General features: G+C 39.8%; 21 protein-coding genes. 10 read left to right on the top strand and 11 right to left on the bottom strand.

The genetic code is table 11. The features are described 5' to 3' along the window. Positions 1–55: 55 nt before the first annotated feature. The 9 genes from mraY to rnr form a co-directional block, all read right to left on the bottom strand. Positions 56–1,138, bottom strand: coding sequence for a phospho-N-acetylmuramoyl-pentapeptide-transferase (gene mraY / locus X781_RS02070; protein ID WP_025235336.1), 1,083 nt, complete (start codon positions 1,136–1,138; stop codon positions 56–58). Between the two features lie 25 nt (positions 1,139–1,163). Then, positions 1,164–2,558 (bottom strand): UDP-N-acetylmuramoyl-tripeptide--D-alanyl-D-alanine ligase, encoded by a 1,395-nt coding sequence (murF, locus tag X781_RS02065; protein WP_025235335.1) that lies wholly within the window; start codon positions 2,556–2,558, stop codon positions 1,164–1,166. Between the two features lie 261 nt (positions 2,559–2,819). Then, positions 2,820–4,319 (bottom strand): UDP-N-acetylmuramoyl-L-alanyl-D-glutamate--2,6-diaminopimelate ligase, encoded by a 1,500-nt coding sequence (gene murE, locus X781_RS02060; RefSeq protein ID WP_025235334.1) that lies wholly within the window; start codon positions 4,317–4,319, stop codon positions 2,820–2,822. Positions 4,320–4,327: 8 nt separating this feature from the next. Beyond that, a complete protein-coding gene (locus X781_RS02055) occupies positions 4,328–6,382 on the bottom strand; it encodes a penicillin-binding transpeptidase domain-containing protein (RefSeq protein ID WP_025235333.1) in 2,055 nt (684 codons plus the stop codon). A gap of 3 nt (positions 6,383–6,385) precedes the next feature. After that, positions 6,386–6,697 carry a cell division protein FtsL gene (gene ftsL / locus X781_RS02050; protein ID WP_025235332.1) on the bottom strand — a complete coding sequence of 104 codons (312 nt, stop codon included), beginning with the start codon at positions 6,695–6,697 and terminating at the stop codon, positions 6,386–6,388. Between the two features lie 28 nt (positions 6,698–6,725). Beyond that, positions 6,726–7,664 (bottom strand): 16S rRNA (cytosine(1402)-N(4))-methyltransferase RsmH, encoded by a 939-nt coding sequence (gene rsmH / locus X781_RS02045; protein WP_025235331.1) that lies wholly within the window; start codon positions 7,662–7,664, stop codon positions 6,726–6,728. 15 nt (positions 7,665–7,679) lie between these two features. Continuing rightward, positions 7,680–8,138 (bottom strand): division/cell wall cluster transcriptional repressor MraZ, encoded by a 459-nt coding sequence (mraZ, locus tag X781_RS02040; protein WP_025235330.1) that lies wholly within the window; start codon positions 8,136–8,138, stop codon positions 7,680–7,682. 202 nt (positions 8,139–8,340) lie between these two features. Continuing rightward, a complete protein-coding gene (locus X781_RS02035; RefSeq protein ID WP_025235329.1) occupies positions 8,341–8,607 on the bottom strand; it encodes a hypothetical protein in 267 nt (88 codons plus the stop codon). Between the two features lie 3 nt (positions 8,608–8,610). Then, positions 8,611–10,974 carry a ribonuclease R gene (gene rnr / locus X781_RS02030; protein ID WP_025235328.1) on the bottom strand — a complete coding sequence of 788 codons (2,364 nt, stop codon included), beginning with the start codon at positions 10,972–10,974 and terminating at the stop codon, positions 8,611–8,613. A 138-nt stretch (positions 10,975–11,112) separates the two neighbouring features. Between rnr and X781_RS02025 the strand changes: the two genes are divergently transcribed. Then, positions 11,113–11,433 (top strand): zinc ribbon domain-containing protein YjdM, encoded by a 321-nt coding sequence (locus tag X781_RS02025; protein ID WP_025235327.1) that lies wholly within the window; start codon positions 11,113–11,115, stop codon positions 11,431–11,433. Positions 11,434–11,506: 73 nt separating this feature from the next. Beyond that, the gene (locus X781_RS02020) at positions 11,507–12,028 is read left to right on the top strand and encodes a hypothetical protein (protein ID WP_025235326.1); all 522 of its coding nucleotides are present in this window, start codon (positions 11,507–11,509) and stop codon (positions 12,026–12,028) included. A gap of 44 nt (positions 12,029–12,072) precedes the next feature. Here X781_RS02020 and znuA read toward each other — a convergent pair whose 3' ends face one another. Then, positions 12,073–13,041 (bottom strand): zinc ABC transporter substrate-binding protein ZnuA, encoded by a 969-nt coding sequence (gene znuA, locus X781_RS02015; RefSeq protein ID WP_025235325.1) that lies wholly within the window; start codon positions 13,039–13,041, stop codon positions 12,073–12,075. 132 nt (positions 13,042–13,173) lie between these two features. Between znuA and ubiD the strand changes: the two genes are divergently transcribed. The 5 genes from ubiD to X781_RS01990 all read left to right on the top strand — a co-directional run bounded on the left by ubiD (position 13,174) and on the right by X781_RS01990 (position 19,246). After that, complete coding sequence (gene ubiD, locus X781_RS02010; protein WP_025235324.1) at positions 13,174–14,637, top strand: 4-hydroxy-3-polyprenylbenzoate decarboxylase; 1,464 nt, start codon at positions 13,174–13,176, stop codon at positions 14,635–14,637. Between the two features lie 79 nt (positions 14,638–14,716). Beyond that, positions 14,717–14,896, top strand: a complete 180-nt coding sequence (locus X781_RS02005; protein ID WP_025235323.1) for a hypothetical protein — start codon at positions 14,717–14,719, stop codon at positions 14,894–14,896. After that, the gene (locus X781_RS02000; RefSeq protein ID WP_025235322.1) at positions 14,889–15,173 is read left to right on the top strand and encodes a type II toxin-antitoxin system RelE/ParE family toxin; all 285 of its coding nucleotides are present in this window, start codon (positions 14,889–14,891) and stop codon (positions 15,171–15,173) included. The genes X781_RS02005 and X781_RS02000 overlap by 8 nt, the downstream gene beginning before the upstream one ends. A gap of 396 nt (positions 15,174–15,569) precedes the next feature. Continuing rightward, positions 15,570–18,581 (top strand): ribonuclease E, encoded by a 3,012-nt coding sequence (gene rne / locus X781_RS01995; protein WP_025235321.1) that lies wholly within the window; start codon positions 15,570–15,572, stop codon positions 18,579–18,581. 137 nt (positions 18,582–18,718) lie between these two features. Then, on the top strand, positions 18,719–19,246 hold the full coding sequence (locus X781_RS01990; protein ID WP_025235320.1) for a hypothetical protein: 528 nt from the start codon (positions 18,719–18,721) through the stop codon (positions 19,244–19,246). Between the two features lie 92 nt (positions 19,247–19,338). Here the strand turns inward: X781_RS01990 and lysM are convergent, their stop codons facing one another. After that, the gene (gene lysM / locus X781_RS01985; RefSeq protein WP_025235319.1) at positions 19,339–19,782 is read right to left on the bottom strand and encodes a peptidoglycan-binding protein LysM; all 444 of its coding nucleotides are present in this window, start codon (positions 19,780–19,782) and stop codon (positions 19,339–19,341) included. Positions 19,783–20,027: 245 nt separating this feature from the next. Between lysM and X781_RS01980 the strand changes: the two genes are divergently transcribed. Genes X781_RS01980 through X781_RS01970 form a run of 3 tightly spaced genes read left to right on the top strand, consistent with a single transcriptional unit; the run spans position 20,028 to position 21,598 of the window. Further along, a complete protein-coding gene (locus tag X781_RS01980; protein WP_025235318.1) occupies positions 20,028–20,465 on the top strand; it encodes a DNA polymerase III subunit chi in 438 nt (145 codons plus the stop codon). Continuing rightward, positions 20,459–20,842, top strand: a complete 384-nt coding sequence (locus X781_RS01975; protein ID WP_038643858.1) for a GNAT family N-acetyltransferase — start codon at positions 20,459–20,461, stop codon at positions 20,840–20,842. The genes X781_RS01980 and X781_RS01975 overlap by 7 nt, the downstream gene beginning before the upstream one ends. Positions 20,843–20,848: 6 nt before the next feature. Beyond that, positions 20,849–21,598, top strand: coding sequence for a Fic family protein (locus tag X781_RS01970; protein ID WP_025235316.1), 750 nt, complete (start codon positions 20,849–20,851; stop codon positions 21,596–21,598). Position 21,599: the final 1 nt, after the last annotated feature.

The following is a 21,599-nucleotide window of genomic DNA, read 5'->3' as shown; positions in this document are numbered from 1 at the left end:
TTTTTCTCTAAATCTAAAAAACAGCATAAGGTGCGTAAAAAACGCACCTTATCAATTAACGTAATTTCAGGGTAACTAAGCCTATTAATACTAACATTAGTGTGATAATCCAGAAGCGGACAATCACTCGTGGCTCTGGCCAGCCTTTTAATTCAAAGTGATGATGAATAGGTGCCATTCGGAAAATTCGTTTTTGGCGTAATTTATAAGAACCGACCTGTAAAATAACCGAGAGGGCTTCAACTACAAATACACCGCCCATCACAACTAATAGCAATTCTTGACGAACTAATACCGCGATAATGCCTAATGCTCCACCTAATGAAAGTGAGCCTACATCACCCATAAATACCTGTGCCGGATAGGTGTTATACCACAAGAAGCCTAAACCAGCTCCAACAATTGCCGTACATAAAATAACTAATTCCGATGTGTTTGGAATAAATGGAATGTGTAAATATTGTGCAAAATTGAAGTTACCTGTTGCCCAAGCAATCAATGCAAAAGCAGAAGCGACCATAATGATCGGCACTATCGCCAAGCCGTCTAAACCGTCTGTTAAGTTTACAGCATTACTTGTACCGACAATCACAAAGTAAGCAAGGATAATGTAAAACACACCTAATTGTGGCATCACATCTTTAAAGAACGGTACAACTAATTGAGTAGCTGCTGTATCTTTTCCAACCGCATACATACCAAAAACCGCCACTAAAGCGATTGCGGATAACCAGAAATATTTCCAACGGGCAATTAAGCCGTCTGTGTTTTTACGGGAGATCTTGCGATAATCATCAACAAAACCAACCACTCCGTAGCCAAATAATACAAATAAGGTAAACCAAACATAAGAGTTGCGAAGATCCGCCCAAAGTAATGTACTCACACCAATAGCCGCTAAAATCATAATACCGCCCATTGTTGGCGTACCACGTTTTTTAAAGTGGCTTTCCGGACCCTCATTACGCACTTCTTGACCAAATTTTAAGATCTGTAAACGTCTAATGACCTTTGGTCCGATCCAAAGCCCGATCCCCATTGCTGTTAATAACGCCATAATGGCACGGAAGGTAATATAAGAGACCACGTTAAATGCGGTATTATATTGCACCAGTAGTTCTGCAAGCCAAACTAACATTGCTTAGTCCTTAAAAATAATAAAATTAAAAATTGATATTAAATTGTTTACAAAGCTCGGAAATCACAGTTTCCATCTTTTGGCTACGAGAGCCTTTTGCAAGTAATACAAGTGGTTGTTTTTGTTCGATTTTTTGCAAAATAATCGGTATTAAAAATTCAACCATTTGCTGCTTATCGGTAAAGTGATGTTGTGGATTTTGGCTAATAACCGCACTCTCTTTGCCGAAACTCACAATCAAATCCAGCTCCGCTTGTTGAGCAAAATCTGCCACTTCTTGATGACATTTACCACTTTCCTCACCTAATTCTGCCATATCGCCTACCGCAAAAATTCGGTATGCAGGGTAATTTTGTAGCACTGAAATTGCCGACTTCATTGAATCCACATTGGCATTGTAAGTATCATCAATAAATAAACAGTTATCATTAATTTGTACGGGATACAAACGCCCTTTTACCATTGAACGTTGCTCAAGTCCGGCTTTAACTGCCTCTAAGGTTGCTCCAACCGACATTGCAAGCGAGGTTGCCGCTAATGCATTACTCACATTATGGTTGCCTAAATAAGGAAGCTCAATTTCAATTTCGCCTTGTGGTGTATGAAGCATAAAACGTGAGCCATTTAGCAATAATTCCACATCATCTGCCCAGTAATCCGCGTATGAATCCGAATCTGAGCCGATATAAGAGAAAGATTGAATTTCGTTTGAGCCAATTTCCTTCTGCCATTGTGGATAATAGAAAGCCAAATTGATAATGGCTTTTCCACCTTCTTTCAAACCACGATAAATTTCACCTTTTGCCTGTGCCACACCTTCAAGTGAACCAAAACCTTCTAAGTGAGCAGCGGCTACATTATTCACTAAGCACGCATCAGGTTTGGTAATTTCAGTCGTATAAGCAATTTCACCAATATGATTTGCCCCCAGTTCAATTACCGCATATTTATGCTGTTCGGTTAATCGGAGTAATGTCATTGGTACGCCTAAATCATTGTTTAAATTACCAAAAGTGTATAAAACTTCCTCTTCACAAGCGGTCATTTTTTGTAGAATTTTTGCAGTCATCTCTTTCACTGTCGTTTTACCGGAAGAGCCTGTCATCGCCACCGTTTTCGGATTCAGTTTTGCTTTTAACCACTTCGCCAATTCGCCCAATGCAAGGCGAGTATCTGCCACCACAATTTGCGGTACGTTAATTTCACACTCACGCTCAACAACAACCGCAACGCAGCCTTGAGCAACAGCATTTTCGAGGTAGTGATGGGCATCAAAATTTTCGCCTTTTAATGCAAAAAATAAACCATTTTCGACCGCTTGTCGGGTGTCTGTGCTGGTTGTTTCTACCGCAGTTTCGCCGTTGCCGATAAGGCGAGCGTTTAGGATTTCAGCGATTTGTTGGGTTGTTAGTTTTATCATTTTGTTTTTCTTTAATAATTAGCTACGAGTGTTAATTAATTCTGCCACAAACGCTTGCGTTTGAACGTTGCTTTAGCAACGGCACGCAGTGTGAGCGAAGCGAATAAATCTCCCCTAGCCCCTCGTAGCTCAAAGAAGGGGACTAGATCTCCACAAATTTGAAGTTCATTTTTCTACATAAAATTACAAATAGCCAGATGAACTCAGAATACGCTCTGCACGATCACCCCTCTTTAGAAAAGAGGGGAGGGGGATATTTGATTAAGATACTAAATACTTCCTAGAAACTTCCTGATCTGAAAAATGCAACTTCTCCGTCCCAATAATCTGATAATCCTCGTGCCCTTTGCCGGCAATTAAAATCACATCGATAGATTTTGCTTGCTCAATGGCAGTTTTAATAGCTTGCTCACGGTTGTGGATCACTTGTACCGCAGATTGGTTTTCAAAACCTTTGAAGATATCCGCCATAATTTTTTGGTTATCTTCGGTTCTAGGATTATCATCGGTTGCGATCACGTTATCTGCTAATTGCTCGGAAATTTTTGCCATTAATGGGCGTTTGCCCGTATCACGGTCTCCGCCACAGCCGAAAATGCACCAAAGTTCACCTTCGCAATGTAGATGAGCGGCTTGTAGTGCTTTTTCTAATGCATCAGGTGTATGGGCGTAGTCCACAATCACCATTGGTTTATTTAGGCTTGTGATACATTCCATTCTGCCAGCCACACCAACTAATTGCGGAGCTGTTTTGATGAGTGTTTTAATATCAAAACCTAATGCAAGCAAGCCAGCAAAAGCAGTTAAAATATTACTTACGTTGAAAGCCCCGATTAAACTACTGCGTAATTCACCATTTCCCCAGCTTGATTCAAATTGAATGGTTGCACCTTGTAGCGTAAATTTCACGGCAGTCGCTTTTATAAATTTATGGTTAGTGCTGAAATCCGGGCGAGTACTTACTGCCACTGCATTTGGTAACTTGCTAAGCCATTCAGAACCAATATCATCATCGGCGTTAATTACTTGAGCTTTCGTATTAAGTTCACTAAACAAGCGGAATTTCGCTTCTGCATATTCTTCCATTGTGTTGTGGTAATCAAGATGATCGCGGCTTAAGTTAGTGAATATCGCTAAATCAAACTCCAAAGCTTCTGCTCTAAATTGAGCTAAACCGTGAGAGCTGACTTCCATCGCACAAAAATCTGCACCCAGTTTCACAAAATCAGCAAGGTTACGTTGAATTTCAATGGCTGAGCCGGTAGTGTTTACTGCTTCTTGTACCTTGCCATATAAGCCATTGCCGATTGTTCCCATTACCGCTGATTTTCCGCCTAACAAGTTATGCCATTGAGCCAACAGTTGAGCGGTCGTCGTTTTGCCGTTTGTGCCGGTAATGCCTGCTAACACTAATTTTTGTGATGGATTATCGTAAAACGCCCCTGCGATAGCAGACAGCAATTTTGGTAATTGAGGCACAGAAATGACTTTACAACAAGCGGTACGATCTAAGTTAAATTTTGCAAATTGTGGGGAAAGCTCAACTTCAATTTGATCTTCTTCCGCTTCAGCTAAAATAATTTTTGCCCCTTTCTCAATAGCGTTTGGGATAAATTTTCTACCATCAACTTGATGACCTTTAAGAGCAATAAATAAGTCGCCTTGTTGAACTTGGCGGCTGTCTAACGTCATTTGCTTTAGCTCGGTGAGTTCTTCAACCCAAGCATCAAGCTCTGTGAGAAAAGGAAGTAAACGTTTCATAGCTGACCTTAATTGATACTACGTTCTAATTTGATTTCACGCACGGCACTTTGTGTGTCTGACGTTAAATTATCCGGCTTAATATTACGTTGTTTTAGCGTATAGCCCATAATACGAGAGAATAGTGGAGCTGATACAAAACCACCATAATAGTTACCTGCTTTCGGCTCATTAATGAGTACTACTAAAGCAAAACGCGGATCGCTTGCTGGGGCAAGCCCTGCGGTATAAGCGATATATTTCTCCACATATTTACCGTTTTCTAACTTACGAGCCGTACCTGTTTTGATTGCGACACGGTAGCCATCAACCGCTGCACGGTGTCCACCTTCGCCTTTTGCAGCAACGCTTTCCATCATATGAACAACTTCACGGGTGGTTTTTTCAGGTAGAACTCGCTCACCAATGACCGGGGGATCTACTTTGGTAATAGAAAGTGGGCGATAAATCCCGAAGCTGCCTAAGGTTGCATAAGCACGAGCGAGCTGAAGTGGCGTAACATTCAAACCGTAACCATAAGAAAGTGTTGCTCGTTCAATATCTGCCCAGCGTTTACGGTCTCCGTTTGTACCTCGTTGTTCGCCTAAGCCTAAACCTGTATCTTTACCGAAACCCACTTTAGTGTAAGTATCCACTAACGCATTAGCTGGCATTCTTAAGGCTAATTTACTTACGCCAATGTTACTGGATTTTTGTAAAATACCTGTAATAGTCAAGCTATCTCTTGGGGCAACGTCTTTAATGGTATGTCCATTTATTACAATAGGTCTTGTGCCGATAACTTCATCTTTATAAGTTACTTTATTATGCAAGGCGGTTAATACAGTAAAAGGTTTTACTGTTGAACCCGGCTCAAAAGTATCGGTAATCGCACGGTTACGCATAAGCTCCGGTTTAAAGCTATCACGTTTGTTTGGATTAAATGACGGTGCATTTGCCATTGCCAATACTTCGCCTGTTTGAACATCAACTAATACTGCTGTGCCTGATTCTGCATTATTTTCCTGCACCGCTTTTTTGATTTCACGGTACACCATAGATTGCAACTCTTCATCGATACTGAGCATTACATCTTGCGGATCGTACTGTTTTTCCGAACGAATATTCTCAACAATATTGCCTTTAGCATCTTTACGGATTATTTGTTTACCGTTTTTACCAATCAGCAAAGAGTTAAAACTACGCTCTAAGCCTTCCGAGCCATTCATATCGTCTTTATCGGTAAAGCCAATAAGTTGCGAAGCTTCTTCTGATAATGGATAAAAACGGCGAGATTCACCTTTAATCACTAACGCATCAATATCAAGTTCTTTCGCATACTCACTAATCGCTTCTGATTGATGGCGAGACAAATAGACAAAACGTTGGCGATTTTTGCTGTAAAGCTCGTCCATTATGTCATTATAAGACCGCCCGATTTCTTTGCTTAGTGCTTGGAATTTTCGGCGTTCTAGTTCCCAGTGTTCCTGATCTAAACGAACAAAAACAGAACTTGGATTATTTCTCACTTTCTCTATTAACGTGTTGTAATCCAAGCCTGTAACTTGTGCGAGTTGTGTCCAATAACCTTCACTTTTGGTGTTTAAAATAGAGCGAGGGTCAAAATCTACTTTCTCTTTTGAGATATTCTTTTTCTCAATAAATTTATTCACACTGGCTTCAATCTTACTTTTTGACGTTTCCATTTCAATAGCCAACGCCCGCCAGCTTTCGTTGGAACGTCTTAGCTTAGTATCGAAATATTCTCTTGGATCAAGTGTTAAAGAATACATTGGAACACTAATGGAAAGGAAACGCCCATTGCGATCTAAAATCCGCCCACGCGTGAATTGTAATTCTTTAGTACGAAGCGAGCGGTTATTTGCTTCTTTAATTAATCGTTCAGAATCAACAAGTTGAATATAAGCAGCTTGAGCCAATAGCCCTACTACCATTACCACCATTAAGAGTGCCACCACCCAGAAGCGTTTCGGTAAAAAACTAGGTAATTTTTTACCTTCTACTTTTGGTGGCTCTGCAATTGGGGCTTTTTGTTTAGGTTTTACTTTAACTGACTTGACCATTTTCTATTCAACTAAAATTATTTCTTGTTCTTTTTTAATTGGCTGTAAACCGAAAGATTCCGCAGCGGCATCAACTCTCGCTCTTCCACTACGGCTATTTTCTTCCAATAACAAATTGGTATATTGGCTCTCCAGCTTCTGATTAGCGGAAATTAATTGCCCTTGTTCACTAACAGACAAACGGGTTTGGTGCGTTACCCAAATTGTTGCAACCGCTGAAATAACCACTCCAATTAGCAGTAAAATCGCAACTTTGTTATGACTAAAAATATCGTCAATAATAATTTGGTGTAACGGATAGCGTTCGTTAGCCATTTTCATTCCTTTCATTTACTTAACGTTACTAGCGTTTTTCTGCAATTCGGAGCACCGCACTACGTGAGCGAGCGTTTGCTTCAATCTCTGCTTCACTTGGCATAATCGCTTTTCCAATGGTTTTAAGGGGAATATTTTTATTCAATTCAGCTTCCAATATAGGCAAACCACGAGGTACGTCCATACCTTTGCTATGTTTACGCATAAACTGCTTGACCATTCTGTCTTCAAGTGAGTGGAAGCTAATAATAGACAAACGCCCTTCTGGAGCTAATACGGTTAATGCGGAATTGAGAGCTTTTTCCAGTTCATCTAATTCGCTGTTAATAAAAATTCTAATTGCTTGGAAAGAACGAGTTGCCGGGTGTTTATGCTTATCTTTAAACGGCACGGCATCGCTAATAATTTGGGCGAGTTGTAACGTGCGAGAAATTTTCTCACTTGCAGATTTATTGTAAGAAACGATCGCTTGTGCAATGCGTTTTGCAAAGCGTTCTTCGCCAAATTCTTTAAGCACCCAAGCTAAATCTTCAACAGATACTTGAGCTAACCACTCTGAGGCTGATAATCCTTTGGTGGTATCCATACGCATATCAAGCGGTCCATCACGCATAAAGCTGAAGCCTCTTTCAGCTTCATCAAGTTGTGGGGAAGAAACGCCCAAATCAAGTAAAATGCCGTCAATTTTGCCAACCAATCCCATTCGTTCACAAATTTCAGGAATGGCAGAAAAAGCAGTGTGTTCAATCTGAAAACGTGGATCGTTAATGGTTTGAGCTTCTGCGATCGCTCGAGGATCACGATCTGTTGCAATCAGGCGTCCATTTTCGCCTAATTTGGATAAAATTAAGCGAGAATGTCCACCACGCCCAAAAGTACCATCAATATAGATACCGTTAGGCTTAATTGCTAAGCCATCAACGGCTTCGTGCAATAATACTGTAATATGTTTCGGTGTTTCGCTCATTTTTCTTTCCAATTACTATAGCGATAAATTTTTTAAGGCATCGCAATCCAACATTTCTGCTGAACCACCAAATGCAAGATCTTCAGCAATTTGGGCTTGCCATTGTTTATCTTGCCAGATTTCAAATTTGTTTAATTGACCAACCAACATAATCTGTTGATCTAATTGAGCGTGTTGGCGAAGTGTAGGGCTAAGTAAAATACGACCTGCCGAGTCCATTTCACATTCGGTTGCAAAGCCTTGCATTACACGCTGAATACGGCGTTGAACGGGGTCAAAATTTGATAATGCCAGTAATTTCTGCTCAACAATTTCCCATTCGTGCAAAGGGTAAAGTAGCAAACAAGGCTGACGAATATCGACTGTGCACACTAAAATTCCGTGATGTTTTTCGAGAAGTTCTGCACGGTAGCGGGTCGGGATAGCGATCCGCCCTTTACTATCAATGCTGATTGAACTTGCACCACGAAACATTTTGATTCTTCGCCTTAGTTAAATAATGTTAAATTTAAGAAAAAGATCCACAATCCACCACTTTTTCCCACTTAATTGGGGGATTTTATCTATTCGCGATACATCTATCAAGGAGTTTTCATTTATTTACAAAATAAAAAGACCTATCTAAAAAGATAGGTCTTTCAATATTTGCAAATGTTTGCTCAAATTTAACCGCTTGTTAGCGTTTTAACACGGATTGCACTAACGATACCAAACCATAAACAGCCCAATAAAACAGAATAGCCCCGAAAAACAAGGTTGTGGTGTGAGGTAGCCAGTAATAAATACCCAGCACTTCTGCGGTACGGCATTCTAAACGTTGGTAATCATCAAGTTTAGTCAAATCATTACAATCAAAGGGAATATAGCTAAAAATGAAGTAGCTGATTATTGCGATAACAACTGCAAACAAAATGCTACACAAAATCTGTTTTTTATAATCCATTTTCTATTTCTTCTTTGACTTACTAGCGGTCGTTTTTGTCCGTTTTTTTGCAGATTTTACCGGTTTTTTCTCTGTGGTTTTCTTCGCTTTTTTTACGGTTTTTGGTTCTTTGAAAACAGGTTTCGCTGCGGCTTTTGCCTTTTTTCTAGCCGTTTTACCTGTCGTTTTATGTTCAGTTAGCAACTCAAAGTCAATTTTCTTTTCATCTAAATTCACGTTGATCACTTTTACTCGAACAGTATCACCCAAGCGATAAATGATGCCACTTTCGCCCACTAAACGTTGTCTGTCTGCATCATAATGGTAGTAGTCATTATCTAAGGTTGAAATATGAACCAAACCATCAATAAATAGCTCATTAAGTTTCACAAATAAACCAAAGCCTGTTACGCTTGAAATCACACCATCAAACTCTTCGCCGATATGATCCTGCATAAACTCACATTTCAGCCAATCTGCCACATCACGGGTCGCTTCATCTGCTCGGCGTTCGGTAGCAGAACATTTATCGCCAAATGCATCCATATCATCTAACTTGTAGTGATAACCACCGCCATCAGTATAATGACGTGTATTGCCCTTGCCTTTTTCGATTAAATATTTAATCGCACGGTGCAACAACAAATCAGGATAACGGCGAATTGGCGAGGTAAAGTGAGCATATTCGGTTAATGCTAAGCCAAAATGTCCGATGTTATCCGCCGCATAAACGGCTTGTTTAAGAGAACGAAGTAACATTGTTTGAATAAGCTCTTTATCGGCTCGTTCGGCAATTTGGTTTAATAATACGCCGTAATCTTTAGGTTGTGGAGCAAGCCCAACATCCCACGTTAAACCACATTCACGCACAAATGATTTAAAACTGAGTAATTTTTCTTCACTTGGTTTATCGTGAATTCGGTAAAGAGCAGGTTCATTGGCTTGTTCCACAAAGCGAGCTGCCGCAATATTTGCCAAAATCATACACTCTTCAATCAGTTTGTGTGCCTCATTGCGGATAAGCGGCTCAATGCGTTCAATTCTCCCTTGAGGGTTGAAAATAAATTGATTTTCAATGGTTTCAAACTCAATTGCACCTCGTTTTTGGCGAGCTTTCATTAAAGTTTGGAACATCGCATAAAGCTCTTCAATATGTGGCACTAATGGTGCATAACGCTCACGCAAAATTTCATCGCCTTCTAACATTTTCCAAACTTTGGTATAGGTCAGGCGAGCGTGTGAATTCATTACTGCTTCATAGAATTTGTAATCGACCAATTCCCCTTTGTTGGAAACCGACATTTCCGCCACTAAACAGAGACGATCAACCTGTGGATTTAATGAACACAAGCCATTTGAAAGAACTTCGGGTAGCATTGGAATCACTCGATTCGGGAAATAAACCGAGTTACCTCGATTAAGAGCTTCCAAATCTAACGCCGTTTTCGGGCGAACGTAATAGCTTACATCAGCAATTGCTACCCATAAACGCCAGCCGTTACCTTCTTTTTTGGCAAAAACCGCATCGTCAAAATCACGAGCATCTTCGCCATCAATAGTAATGAGCGGTAAATCACGTAAATCAATACGCCCCTGCTTCGCTTCTTCCGGCACTTCTTCGCTAGTAAATTGACGAATTTGCTTTTCTACCCCTTCTGACCAAACGTGTGGAATATCGTGATTGCGTAATGCAATTTCGATTTCCATACCCGGTGCTAAATTATCGCCTAAAATCTCCGTAATAAAACCCACCGGGCGGTTAAAACCGGCTTTGCGTTCTTGCAATTCCACCACCACAACCTGACCCATTCTTGCTCCCATACGATGCTCATCAGGGATTAGAATATCTTGATTGATACGGCTATCGTCAGGCACAACGAAACCGATACCACTTTCCAGGAAGAATCGCCCAACAATCTGCTTTTTACGGGCTTCCAGCACACGCACGATACGCACTTCTTTACGACCTCTTCTATCTGTGCCGTTCGGCTGTGCCAGTACAAAATCACCGTGCATTACTTTTACCATTTGAGCATTAGGAATAAACCAATCCTCATTTTTCGTCGTGAGTTTTTCGTGCCCTTCTACTTGTAGAAAACCATAGCCATCACGATGACCAATCACTGTCCCTTTCAATAAATCCATCTTTTCAGGCAAGGCATAACGTTTACCTTTAGTAAACACTAACTCGCCGTCATTTTCCATTGCCCGTAAACGGCGGCGAACACCCTCCATTCGTTCTTCATCATAAATGTGAAATGCTTCGAGCAACTCATCACGACTCATCGGTGCGTTATGTTCACGAATAGTATTTAAAATAAACTCTCGGCTCGGCACAGGATTTTCATATTTTTCTAATTCTTGTTGATAATTTGGATCGACTATCATAGTTGCCTCCTTTTGCTTTAATCTGCTCTTATTCTAACTGACTTTTCTTTACAATTGTTAAAAATTGTTCATTTATCTTTTTATTGCTTTTTATTATATAATGCCATTTTTAACATAAACCAATGAGAAGAAAATATTATGACATACCCTGTATGCCCTGAATGCAAAGGCGAAAATACTTATCACGATTCTATTCAATTTGTTTGCCCTGATTGTGCCTACGAATGGAATGGTGAAGAGACCAGTCAAGACGAAGATGTCTTAATTGTAAAAGACAGTAATGGTAATTTATTATCGGATGGTGATGATGTACTATTAATCAAAGATTTGAAATTAAAAGGATCATCAGAAGTCTTGAAAAAAGGCACTAAATTCAAAGGGATTCGTTTAGCAGAAGGCGATCACAATGTAGATTGTGGCAAAATTATGCTGAAATCTGAATTTTTGAAAAAAGCCTAATGGGTAAATTTTACTAGCTACAAGCGGTCAAATTTTTACTCAATTTTGCAAATTAAATTACTAGAGGAATATTATGTTTATTAAGAAATTGTTATTCATACTTACAGCTATTTCATTATTTGTACTTAATGTTCAGGCTACAGAAAATAATCAAGCTGCTAAAACTGAAGCAAATAAAACCGAGACTAAAAAAATGGAAACAAAACAAGCTGAAGATAAAAACCTAAAAGCATTTAACCAAAATGTCAGAATTAATTTGATCCAAAGAGGAACAGCAAAACAAGATAACCAAGATGTTGCTGTATTAACTTATGAGGTCAATAACATAGGCAAAAATCGTATTAAAAATTTAAATTGGTTATCTGCTTTTACCATTAATAATCAAATTTTCTTTGTGCAAGAAGTTCAAACTCAGCTAGATAAAGCTATTTCAGCCAAAAAGAAAACCAATATTACAGTAGTTTTACCAATAAATAATTTACCTGAAAATGTAAAACCTGTTTTTGCTTCACTTGAAACCCCAATTGGTCATATTACTGTTGCCAAGCAGATTGATTTTACTAATGGTAAGAAAATTATCGTGAAAGAAGAATAAAACAAACCCCATTTAAATTTACTTAAATGGGGTTATTTTTTATCTTACTTTGATAAACATTGGCTAAATTCGTTAGCTAGTGCCTGTAAAAACTCAGGATAAGCAGTTGCACTGAGTTGAACTTTCGCACCTAGTGGGTCTAATTGCCCTACATTTACGTTCGTTTCTTTAGCTAAAGTCTCAATTACTTTCGGGGTAAATTGTGGCTCAGCAAATAAACATTGTGCTTTGTTTTTAGCAATATTTTTCTTGATTGCGGCAAGTGTTTTCGCACCCGGTGCAACCGTTGGATTAATGGTAAATGAACCTAATGAATTTAAACCATACTCTCTTTCAAAATAACCGTAAGCATCGTGGAAAGTGTAATAGCCTTTGGCTTTCACCGGCTCTAATTGCTTCGCAATTTCTGCTTTTTTAGCGGTTAAATTTGCTTTGAATTTTGCAAGATTTTCTGCAATTTTGGCTTTTTGTTCCGGTAATTGTTCGCTTAAGCGTGCAGCAATTTGTTCCGCCGCTAACTCACTCGCTTCACTGGATAACCAAATATGCCAGTCTTCATCGTGGCTATGACCGTGATGATCATCGTGTTTGTGGCTATGCCCTTTATGTTCGTGTTTATGCTCGTGTGAATGCTTGTGGTCGTGCTTATGATCGTGGTCGTGAGCATCTTCTTTTTTATCGCTCGCTTTTTCCACCAACTCTTCAATCGCTTCGACATTCTCAAGGGTTAATACCTTCTCTTTCGGCAGTTTTTCGATGCTTTTTTCGAGGAAACTTTCTAAACCATCGCCCACCCAAACCACTAATTGAGCAGATTGTAACTGCGATACATCTGACGGTTTCAAGCTGTAATCGTGTGGAGAAGCGGTTACCGGTAATAATACTTTAGTTTCAGTAACGCCATCAGTAATCGCATTAGCGATAAAGCCCAACGGTTTGATGCTGGTTAATACATCCGCTTGAGCAACTCCCGCCCCTAAAACCGCTAAGCCAATCAATGTTTTCTTAAACATAAAATCTCCTTTTATAAATTTGAAATCAACGTATTCTAGCAAAACCAAATAAAATTTCTATAAATTTTTTATGGGTATTTTTCATCCGCATTTTTCTATATACTTGCAAAAAACTTCAAAAATATGACCGCTATGAAATATAAAAATTTACGAGAATTTCTTGATTTACTTGAAGCACAAGGTGAGTTAGTTCGTATTAAACAAGAAATCGACCCTTATTTAGAAATGACGGAAATTGCCGATAGAACCTTAAGAAAAGGTGGACCGGCATTGTTGTTTGAAAACCCTAAGGGTAGCCAAATTCCTGTACTATGCAATTTATTCGGCACACCAAAACGAGTGGCGATGGGAATGGGGCAGGAAGATACCAAAGCCTTGCGAGAACTTGGCAAGCTACTCGCCTTTTTAAAAGAGCCTGAGCCGCCAAAAGGTTTCAAGGATTTAATCGGGCAGCTGCCGCAATGGAAGCAAATTCTCAATATGCCGCCGAAAGTATTAAGTCGAGCAGAATGCCAGCAAGTGGTTATTTCGGGCGATGAGGTCGATCTCACTAAGTTGCCTATTATGCACTGCTGGAAAGGCGATATTGCCCCACTCGTTACTTGGGGGCTGACGATTACGCAAGGTCCGTACAAAAAACGCCAAAATCTAGGGATTTATCGCCAACAATTAATCGGCAAAAACAAGCTCATTATGCGTTGGCTCTCGCATCGTGGCGGGGCGTTAGATTTCCAAGAGTGGAAAGCCGAAAACCCCGATAAACCATTCCCTGTTTCAGTTGCCATTGGGGCAGATCCTGCAACGATTTTAGCCGCCGTTACGCCAATTCCCGATACACTCTCGGAATACGCATTCGCCGGGCTTTTGCGTGGTAATAAAACGGAAGTGGTAAAATCGATTTCAAATGATTTAGAAGTGCCGGCAAGTGCAGAAATTGTACTTGAAGGCTACATTGATTTAGAGGAAACCGCATTAGAAGGTCCTTACGGCGACCACACGGGTTACTATAACGAACAAGAATATTTCCCTGTGTTTACCGTTACCCATATCACAATGCGAAAAGATGCGATTTATCATAGTACCTACACTGGCAGACCACCTGATGAGCCTGCGGTGTTAGGCGAAGCGTTAAACGAAGTCTTTATTCCGATTTTACAGAAGCAATTCCCTGAAATTGTCGATTTCTATCTGCCACCGGAAGGCTGCTCGTATCGTTTAGCAGTCGTTACGATGAAAAAGCAATACGCAGGGCATGCTAAACGGGTAATGATGGGCGTTTGGTCATTCTTACGCCAATTTATGTACACCAAATTTGTAATTGTGTGTGATGATGATGTGAACGCTCGAGATTGGAAAGATGTGATTTGGGCGATCACCACCCGTTGCGATCCGGCACGAGATACTACATTAATTGAAAACAGCCCGATTGATTATCTTGATTTTGCCTCGCCAATTGCCGGCTTAGGCTCAAAAATGGGGATTGATGCTACCAACAAATGGGCTGGCGAAACCACCCGTGAATGGGGAACACCTATCGAAAAAGATGAAAGTGTGGTAAAACGTGTTGATGAGATTTGGGATCAGCTTGGTATCTAACCTACAAGCGACTAATTTGACAAACTAGAATGAAAGGCGGACAATGTTCTAAAATTGTCCGTTTTAATAGGAGCAAGTTATGTTAAAAGAAAAGGGATATGATGAGTTTTTAGCTGAAAAAATCCGTATTGGTAGAGAACAAGCTCGAGCAGGACAGGGAGTTCCGCTTGAAGTCGCTAAACAGCGTACCAAAGAGAAGCTAGAACGTAAAATTAGAGAGATGGAATTAAGCCGAAACAGAGATGTGGTTTATGGCTAATCTTATTTTAACCACACAAGCTGAAAATGATATTGATGAAATCATTGATAATGTGGTTGAATTTACAGGCTATGAGCAAAGTGGTATTAAGCTCCACACTGATATCTTTAAGAAATTAAAGTTGCTTGAATTTATGCCTACAATTGGCATTACTCGTAATGACGGCACACGAGAAACTTTTGTACGAAATTATCGAATAGTGTATGAGATTATTGAAGAAGATATTTTCATTATTACAATTATTCACACTCGCCGACTTTACCCTCGCCCTTCTTAATAACCCACAAGCGGTTAAATTTGCAAAAAAATTTGTAAATTTAACCGCTTGTGTTTTTTATATTCAACAACAAAATTCAATAAAATTAATTCGCAACAACAGCTACAATTACCTTGCTTTTAAAAGGGGTAAAATGCGATAATACCTCGTTATTTTTGCCTGTAAAAAAGCAACGGAAAATTTGCAAAATTTTGGCAAAAAATAACCGCTTGCAAAAATCTTCAGCAAGCCATAAGTGATTGATTTTGCAGTTTCTTTGAGACAAGAAAAAGTAAACATAAGACAACTGTCAACACTTTTAATTAGGAATTAAGACAGTCGTGAGATAGACATAAAAACATTCCTGAATAATGGGGCAAACAGCCCGTGTAAAATGAACAATAATGAGAAAACACAATGAAAAGAATGTTAATCAATGCAACTCAAAAAGAAGAGTTGCGTGTTGCCCTTGTTGATGGGCAACGTTTATTCGACCTGGATATTGAAAGTCCGGGACACGAACAGAAAAAATCTAATATCTACAAGGGTAAAATTACCCGTGTTGAACCAAGCCTTGAAGCAGCATTCGTTGATTACGGTGCAGAACGCCACGGTTTCCTACCTTTAAAAGAAATTTCTCGTGAATACTTCCCGTCAGACTATGTGTTTAACGGTCGTCCAAATATCAAAGATATTATCCAAGAAGGACAAGAAGTTATCGTTCAAGTCAGCAAAGAAGAACGTGGTAATAAAGGTGCAGCCTTAACCACTTTCATTTCTCTTGCGGGTAGTTACTTAGTTTTAATGCCAAACAATCCGCGTGCAGGCGGTATTTCCCGCCGTATTGAAGGCGATGAGCGTTTAGAGTTAAAAGAGGCTTTAGACTGCTTAGATGTACCTGAAGATGTCGGTTTGATTGTACGTACTGCCGGTGTGGGAAAATCACCTGAAGAGTTGCAGTGGGACTTAAAAGTGCTATTGCACCATTGGGACGCCATTAAAAAAGCGGCAGAGTCTCGCCCTGCACCTTTCCTAATCCATCAGGAAAGTGATGTGATTGTACGTGCCATTCGTGATTACTTACGTCGTGATATTGGTGAAATATTAATCGACAACAAAAAAGTATTCGAAAAGGCGAAAAATCACATTCGTTTGGTTCGCCCTGATTTCATCAACCGTGTGCGTTTATACGAAGGCGAAGTACCGTTATTTAGCCATTATCAAATTGAATCGCAAATTGAATCTGCATTCCAACGTGAAGTACGTTTACCGTCAGGCGGCTCAATTGTTATTGATGTAACAGAAGCCTTAACAGCGATTGATATTAACTCATCACGTTCAACTCGCGGTGGCGATATTGAAGAAACTGCCCTTAACACTAACTTAGAAGCGGCAGATGAAATTGCTCGCCAATTACGTTTACGTGATTTGGGCGGTTTAATTGTGATCGACTTTATCGATATGACCCCGGTTCGTCATCAACGTGAAGTGGAAAACCGCATTCGTGAAGCAACACGTCAAGACCGTGCAAGAATTCAGTTTGCTCGCATCTCTCGTTTCGGTTTGTTAGAAATGAGCCGCCAGCGTTTAAGTCCATCATTAAGTGAAGCTTCATCGCATATCTGTCCTCGTTGTCAAGGCACAGGTAAAGTGCGTGATAATGAGTCTATTGCCCTTTCAATCTTACGTTTATTAGAAGAAGAGGCGATTAAAGAAAACACGGCTCAAGTTCACACCATTGTGCCGGTGCAGATTGCAACTTATTTATTAAACGAAAAACGTAAAGCAATTTCAAGCATTGAAAAACGCCACGAGGTTCAAATTGTGGTTGTACCGTCTGAAAGTATGGAAACCCCACATTTCAGCGTGTATCGCCTGCGTGAAAATGAAGTAACACCAACCTTGAGCTACGATTTGACCAAACATTACGAGGCACGTAGCGAGGAAGAACCACACCATCATTCACATAACCATAATGATGATGCCTTAGTAACTCGCAATGAGCCTGTGATTACCGTTGAATCTGTATTACAAAGCACCGAGCTAAATCTTCAACCTGCACCAACACCGGTTGAGCCGGCGAAACCATCTCTATTCAGCCGTTTAATGGCAACGATTAAAGGCTGGTTTGCAGCAGAAGAAAAAGTGGAAGAAAAACCGAAACCGAAATCTCGCAATCAACGTGATCGTCGCCAACGTCGTGAACGCCCGAACCGCAATACAAAAGCGGAAAATCAAGAGCGTAAACAACAGCAAAATCAAGTAGCGTCTCAAGAAGAAAAAGCTACTCGTACTGAGAAAAAACAACGTCGTGCGGTGGTTGAAGAAGTAGCTGGCGTAACTGATGCACAGGAAAGCCGCAATAATCAACGAGAAAACCAAGTAGAACGCCGCCAACGTCGTGAATTACGCAAAAAAGTGCGTGTTGAGGCAGTAGAAGCTGTAAGTGAAAATTTAGTACCATCAACAGTAGAAACTCTTGCGGTTAAACTAGATGATGTTGAAAATGTGCAAAAAAATTATGACAAACACTTGTGCTTGAACGTTGGCTTAGCCAACGGCTCCGAAGGAGCGAGCATAGCGAGTAATATTCAACCGCTTGTAGCAGTAGAAGCTATTGCTGAAAACAACTCTGAAAGCCGTGATAACAACCGCCAACGCCGTTTGCCTCGCCATTTACGTGTAGGTAATCAGCGTCGTCGTGAGAATCAGCGTGGTAATGCAACTTCTGCAATGCCATTGAGCTCAGCAGTTGCTTCGCCTGAACTTGCCAGCGGTAAAGTTTGGGTACAATTTGCAACTCCGGCAAAAGCGGAAGAAAAAGTACAATTCTTATCGGTTGATCAAATGCTTGAACAGCAAGAAATCCAACCTGTTGAAGCAGAGAAAAAAGCAGCTGATAAGAAAACACTTTCTGTTAGCCCGTTAGGTGGATTTGTTGCTCAGCCGACTAATCGTGATTTAGTCAAAGAAAAACAAGAGGAACACGCTAAGCCTAAAGCAGAAAAAGGATTAGAACCGGAAATTCAAAAATCAGAAGTAAAAGAACATATTGCTCCATTTGGTAGTGTGGTTGCTCAGCCTTCTGAGCGTGATTTGGTAAAAGAGAAGAATGAGCGTGTTGGTAAATTCCAATCAAAAGCGACTTCTGCTCCAGCCATTGAAACAGTATCTCAACAAGTTATTGAAGTGCCTGTTTCAAGCTATGAAAGCAACTATAGTTTTAACGGTCGCTTAGGCACATTCTCTCGTGTTGAACATACCAAAGCGGAAATGACTGTTGCTGCACCACCAACAGAAAGCTTAGACTCTTTTGCTATTAATCAGTGGCAAAATTCTAAATATTATTTCTACGGTAAGGGTTTCGGTGGTTACACTAGTGCGGTAAGCCAAGTGCAATCTGCACCTCGCTCAACCAATATTGAGTAAAAAACTCTAAACTAGAATGCCTATTGATTAAAAATTAATAGGCATTTTTTATAATATGAACTTTTTATGATTTAATCAGCCTAAGCAAATACATTGCAAAATGTATTTGTTTATTTTTTTAATTTAAGGAACTCGGAATGAAAAAAACAATTTTATCTTTATTAGTGTTAGGTACAACAATGACGCTTGCAGCGTGTGATCAAGCAAAAGAAGCAACTCAAGCAACAGTAAACAAAGCTACTGAAGTGAAAGAAGCAGTTGTTGAAAAAGCAACAGAAGTTAAAGAGGCAACGAAAGATGCTATGCAAGCAACAGCAAATGAAGCGGAAGAAGCTAAAAATTCTGTTGTTGAGAAAGCAGCAGAAGTTAAAGCAGTAACTGAAGCTAAAACTGACGAAGTAAAAGAAGCAGCTAAAGATGCTGCACAAACCGTTTCAGATAAAACAGAAGCCACAAAAAATGCAGTAGTTGAAAAAGCAGAGGAGGCTAAAGTCGCAACAGAAGCTAAAGCTACAGAGTTGAAAGCAGCAGCTAAAGAAGCCGCACAAGCAACATCAGATAAAGCAGAAGCAGCTAAAAACGCTGTAGTTGAAAAAGCAGCAGAGTTAAAAGAAGTAACTGAAATGAAAGCTGAAGAAGTGAAACAAGCGGTAGAAAGTAAATAACAATTACTCAAAAGCTCTGCAAATGCAGAGCTTTTTTATCAACTACTCTTATATAAAAAGAGCTAAACTTTCACAAGTTTAGCTCTTCTTAATTATAAACCTTTTGGAATTCGGATTTTTTGACCCGGGAAGATTTTATTTTCGTCTTTAATCACTTCTTTATTCGCTTCCACAATCGCTTTATATTTTGCACCGTTGCCGTATGCTTTCGTTGCGATTTCCCATAAAGTATCGCCTTTTTGGATAACGTAAAACTCATCATCGCCGGCTAACTGTTCTTCTCTTGCAAGTTGTAAGGCATCAATATTCACGTTAGTAATACCGGCTACGTTACCTGCCATCAACACCGCTTTCTCAACAGCGGCTGCACTTGAAGCAATACCGGAAATTTTCGCTACACCATTTTCAACGGTTACATTCACATTTTCAACGCCCGGATTATCTTGGCTCAAATGTTCAGTAACGGCTTTTGAAGCATCTTCTTCTTTGTTAAATAATTTACGACCAATGTCGTCTACAAAATCAAATAAGCCCATAGTAAGTTCCTCATAATAAGACTGGGGGTTTCATTTTACACAATTTCCACCGTTGGAAATAGTGCATTCCAGCTATTAGAACAAGTAAAAGTGAATTAGTTCAACCTCAAACCTCCTGAAAAACGCCACAAGCGGTGCTTTTTCGCATATTTTTTGCAAAAAATGCCGCTTAGATTTTATATTTGCCTGATTTTCAGCTAAAATCTACCGTTTAAGTACATCAATATATTGTTTAGGAATATGCTGTGAAACAAGTGCAATTTTATCTTCTAAGCCAAACCGATTCAGCCGATATTTCAGCCGCTGAAGCTCAGGCTTGTGAACTTGCCGCTCAAGCGTGGCGATTAGGTAAACGAGTGCTTATTGCCTGTGAAACAGAACAACAAGCCTTCAATATTGATGAAGCACTTTGGGCAAGAGATCCTGATTCTTTCGTACCACATAATTTATCGGGCGAAATTACTACTTACCCAACGCCGATTGAAATTTCGTGGAAAGGTAAACGCAACGCACAACATCGGGATTTACTAATTTCATTACAAACAGAATTACCCGATTTTATTAACAGTTTCAATCATATTATTGACTTTGTGCCGGTGGAAGAAACTGCCAAAGTACAAGCACGCGAACGCTATAAACAATATCGCCAATTAGGTTGGCAGCTGGAAACCGTGCAATGCTAAACACAATAAATTGGCAAGCCAAGACTTTTGGGCAACTTTCCACCCAAGAGCTATTTGAAATCTACAAACTCCGCACCGCCGTGTTTGTGGTTGAGCAAAATTGCCCTTACCAAGAAGTGGACGACAAAGACCTACAAGCGGTGCATTTCTTTGCAAAAAATGCAAAAAATCTGACCGCTTACTGCCGTCTAATTCCAAGTGATGATGGCGTACATATCGGCAGAGTGTTAGTGGTAAAAGAGGCTCGTGGTCAACCCGTTCACGTCCAAGCCCAAAGTTATTTGCAAGGGTTTTATGAAAGTTTTGGGTTCAAAGCGGTATCAGGCGTGTATTTGGAAGACGGGATACCGCATTTGGATATGGTTTGGGAGGAATAAATAAGTATGCAAAATAAATTAGCCCAAATTGATCGTTTAAAAGCAGAACTTTCTCAACGTCGTCCATTATCCGCATCTGAAATACAGCGTTTGCGAGAAGAATTTATTATTGAAAGCTCATATAATTCCAATGCGATTGAAGGCAATACCATTACCTTGCGTGAAACCGTTCTGATTTTAAAAGAGGGAATGACGATTGCGGAAAAGCCATTACGAGAACATTTGGATATTATCGGTTTCAAAGATGCCTTTAACTATATTTATGAATTAGTTGCCAATGATGAACCATTAAGCGAGCGAACCATTAAAGATATTCATTCGCTTGTTTTAATGAATAATGCTGAAAGTCGAGGTGTTTATCGCAAAATTCCGGTGCGTATTTTAGGGGCAGAAAATGAGCCTACTGCTCCTTATTTGATTGCCGAAGAAATGCAGTCGTTAATTGAAAAATATCAACAAAAACTGACTGCACTTCACCCAATAGAAGCGATTAGTTGGTTACATTTAGCCTTTGAAAGTATTCATCCTTTTATTGACGGCAACGGACGTACAGGGCGATTACTGATTAATTTTGAATTATTGAAACAAGGCTATTTACCTGTTGATATTAAATTTACTCATCGAGCAAACTATTACCAATGTTTTGATGATTTCCATAAAAATGAACAAGGTATTAGAAGTTTAGTTGAATTAATTAGTCGATATGAATTAACGGAACTGGAAAGATATTTGGCGATTCTGAAACAGAGGACATAAA

Source organism: Mannheimia sp. USDA-ARS-USMARC-1261 (assembly GCF_000521605.1).
GTDB classification, from domain to species: Bacteria; Pseudomonadota; Gammaproteobacteria; order Enterobacterales; family Pasteurellaceae; genus Mannheimia; species Mannheimia indoligenes.
The sequence above is the reverse complement of the archived record's forward strand: the minus strand, read 5'-3'. Positions and strand labels throughout refer to the sequence as shown.

Coding starts and splice junctions, on each gene's coding strand:
- X781_RS01975 (WP_038643858.1), top strand. CDS start 20,459: ATGCTAAACACAATAAATTGGCAAGCCAAGACTTTTGGGCAACTTTCC.
- ubiD (WP_025235324.1), top strand. CDS start 13,174: ATGAAATATAAAAATTTACGAGAATTTCTTGATTTACTTGAAGCACAA.
- ftsL (WP_025235332.1), bottom strand. CDS start 6,697: ATGGCTAACGAACGCTATCCGTTACACCAAATTATTATTGACGATATT.
- murE (WP_025235334.1), bottom strand. CDS start 4,319: ATGAAACGTTTACTTCCTTTTCTCACAGAGCTTGATGCTTGGGTTGAA.
- X781_RS02035 (WP_025235329.1), bottom strand. CDS start 8,607: ATGGATTATAAAAAACAGATTTTGTGTAGCATTTTGTTTGCAGTTGTT.
- rsmH (WP_025235331.1), bottom strand. CDS start 7,664: ATGAGCGAAACACCGAAACATATTACAGTATTATTGCACGAAGCCGTT.
- X781_RS01970 (WP_025235316.1), top strand. CDS start 20,849: ATGCAAAATAAATTAGCCCAAATTGATCGTTTAAAAGCAGAACTTTCT.
- mraY (WP_025235336.1), bottom strand. CDS start 1,138: ATGTTAGTTTGGCTTGCAGAACTACTGGTGCAATATAATACCGCATTT.
- znuA (WP_025235325.1), bottom strand. CDS start 13,041: ATGTTTAAGAAAACATTGATTGGCTTAGCGGTTTTAGGGGCGGGAGTT.
- X781_RS02020 (WP_025235326.1), top strand. CDS start 11,507: ATGTTTATTAAGAAATTGTTATTCATACTTACAGCTATTTCATTATTT.
- rne (WP_025235321.1), top strand. CDS start 15,570: ATGAAAAGAATGTTAATCAATGCAACTCAAAAAGAAGAGTTGCGTGTT.
- mraZ (WP_025235330.1), bottom strand. CDS start 8,138: ATGTTTCGTGGTGCAAGTTCAATCAGCATTGATAGTAAAGGGCGGATC.
- X781_RS02025 (WP_025235327.1), top strand. CDS start 11,113: ATGACATACCCTGTATGCCCTGAATGCAAAGGCGAAAATACTTATCAC.
- rnr (WP_025235328.1), bottom strand. CDS start 10,974: ATGATAGTCGATCCAAATTATCAACAAGAATTAGAAAAATATGAAAAT.
- X781_RS02055 (WP_025235333.1), bottom strand. CDS start 6,382: ATGGTCAAGTCAGTTAAAGTAAAACCTAAACAAAAAGCCCCAATTGCA.
- murF (WP_025235335.1), bottom strand. CDS start 2,558: ATGATAAAACTAACAACCCAACAAATCGCTGAAATCCTAAACGCTCGC.
- lysM (WP_025235319.1), bottom strand. CDS start 19,782: ATGGGCTTATTTGATTTTGTAGACGACATTGGTCGTAAATTATTTAAC.
- X781_RS02000 (WP_025235322.1), top strand. CDS start 14,889: ATGGCTAATCTTATTTTAACCACACAAGCTGAAAATGATATTGATGAA.
- X781_RS02005 (WP_025235323.1), top strand. CDS start 14,717: ATGTTAAAAGAAAAGGGATATGATGAGTTTTTAGCTGAAAAAATCCGT.
- X781_RS01990 (WP_025235320.1), top strand. CDS start 18,719: ATGAAAAAAACAATTTTATCTTTATTAGTGTTAGGTACAACAATGACG.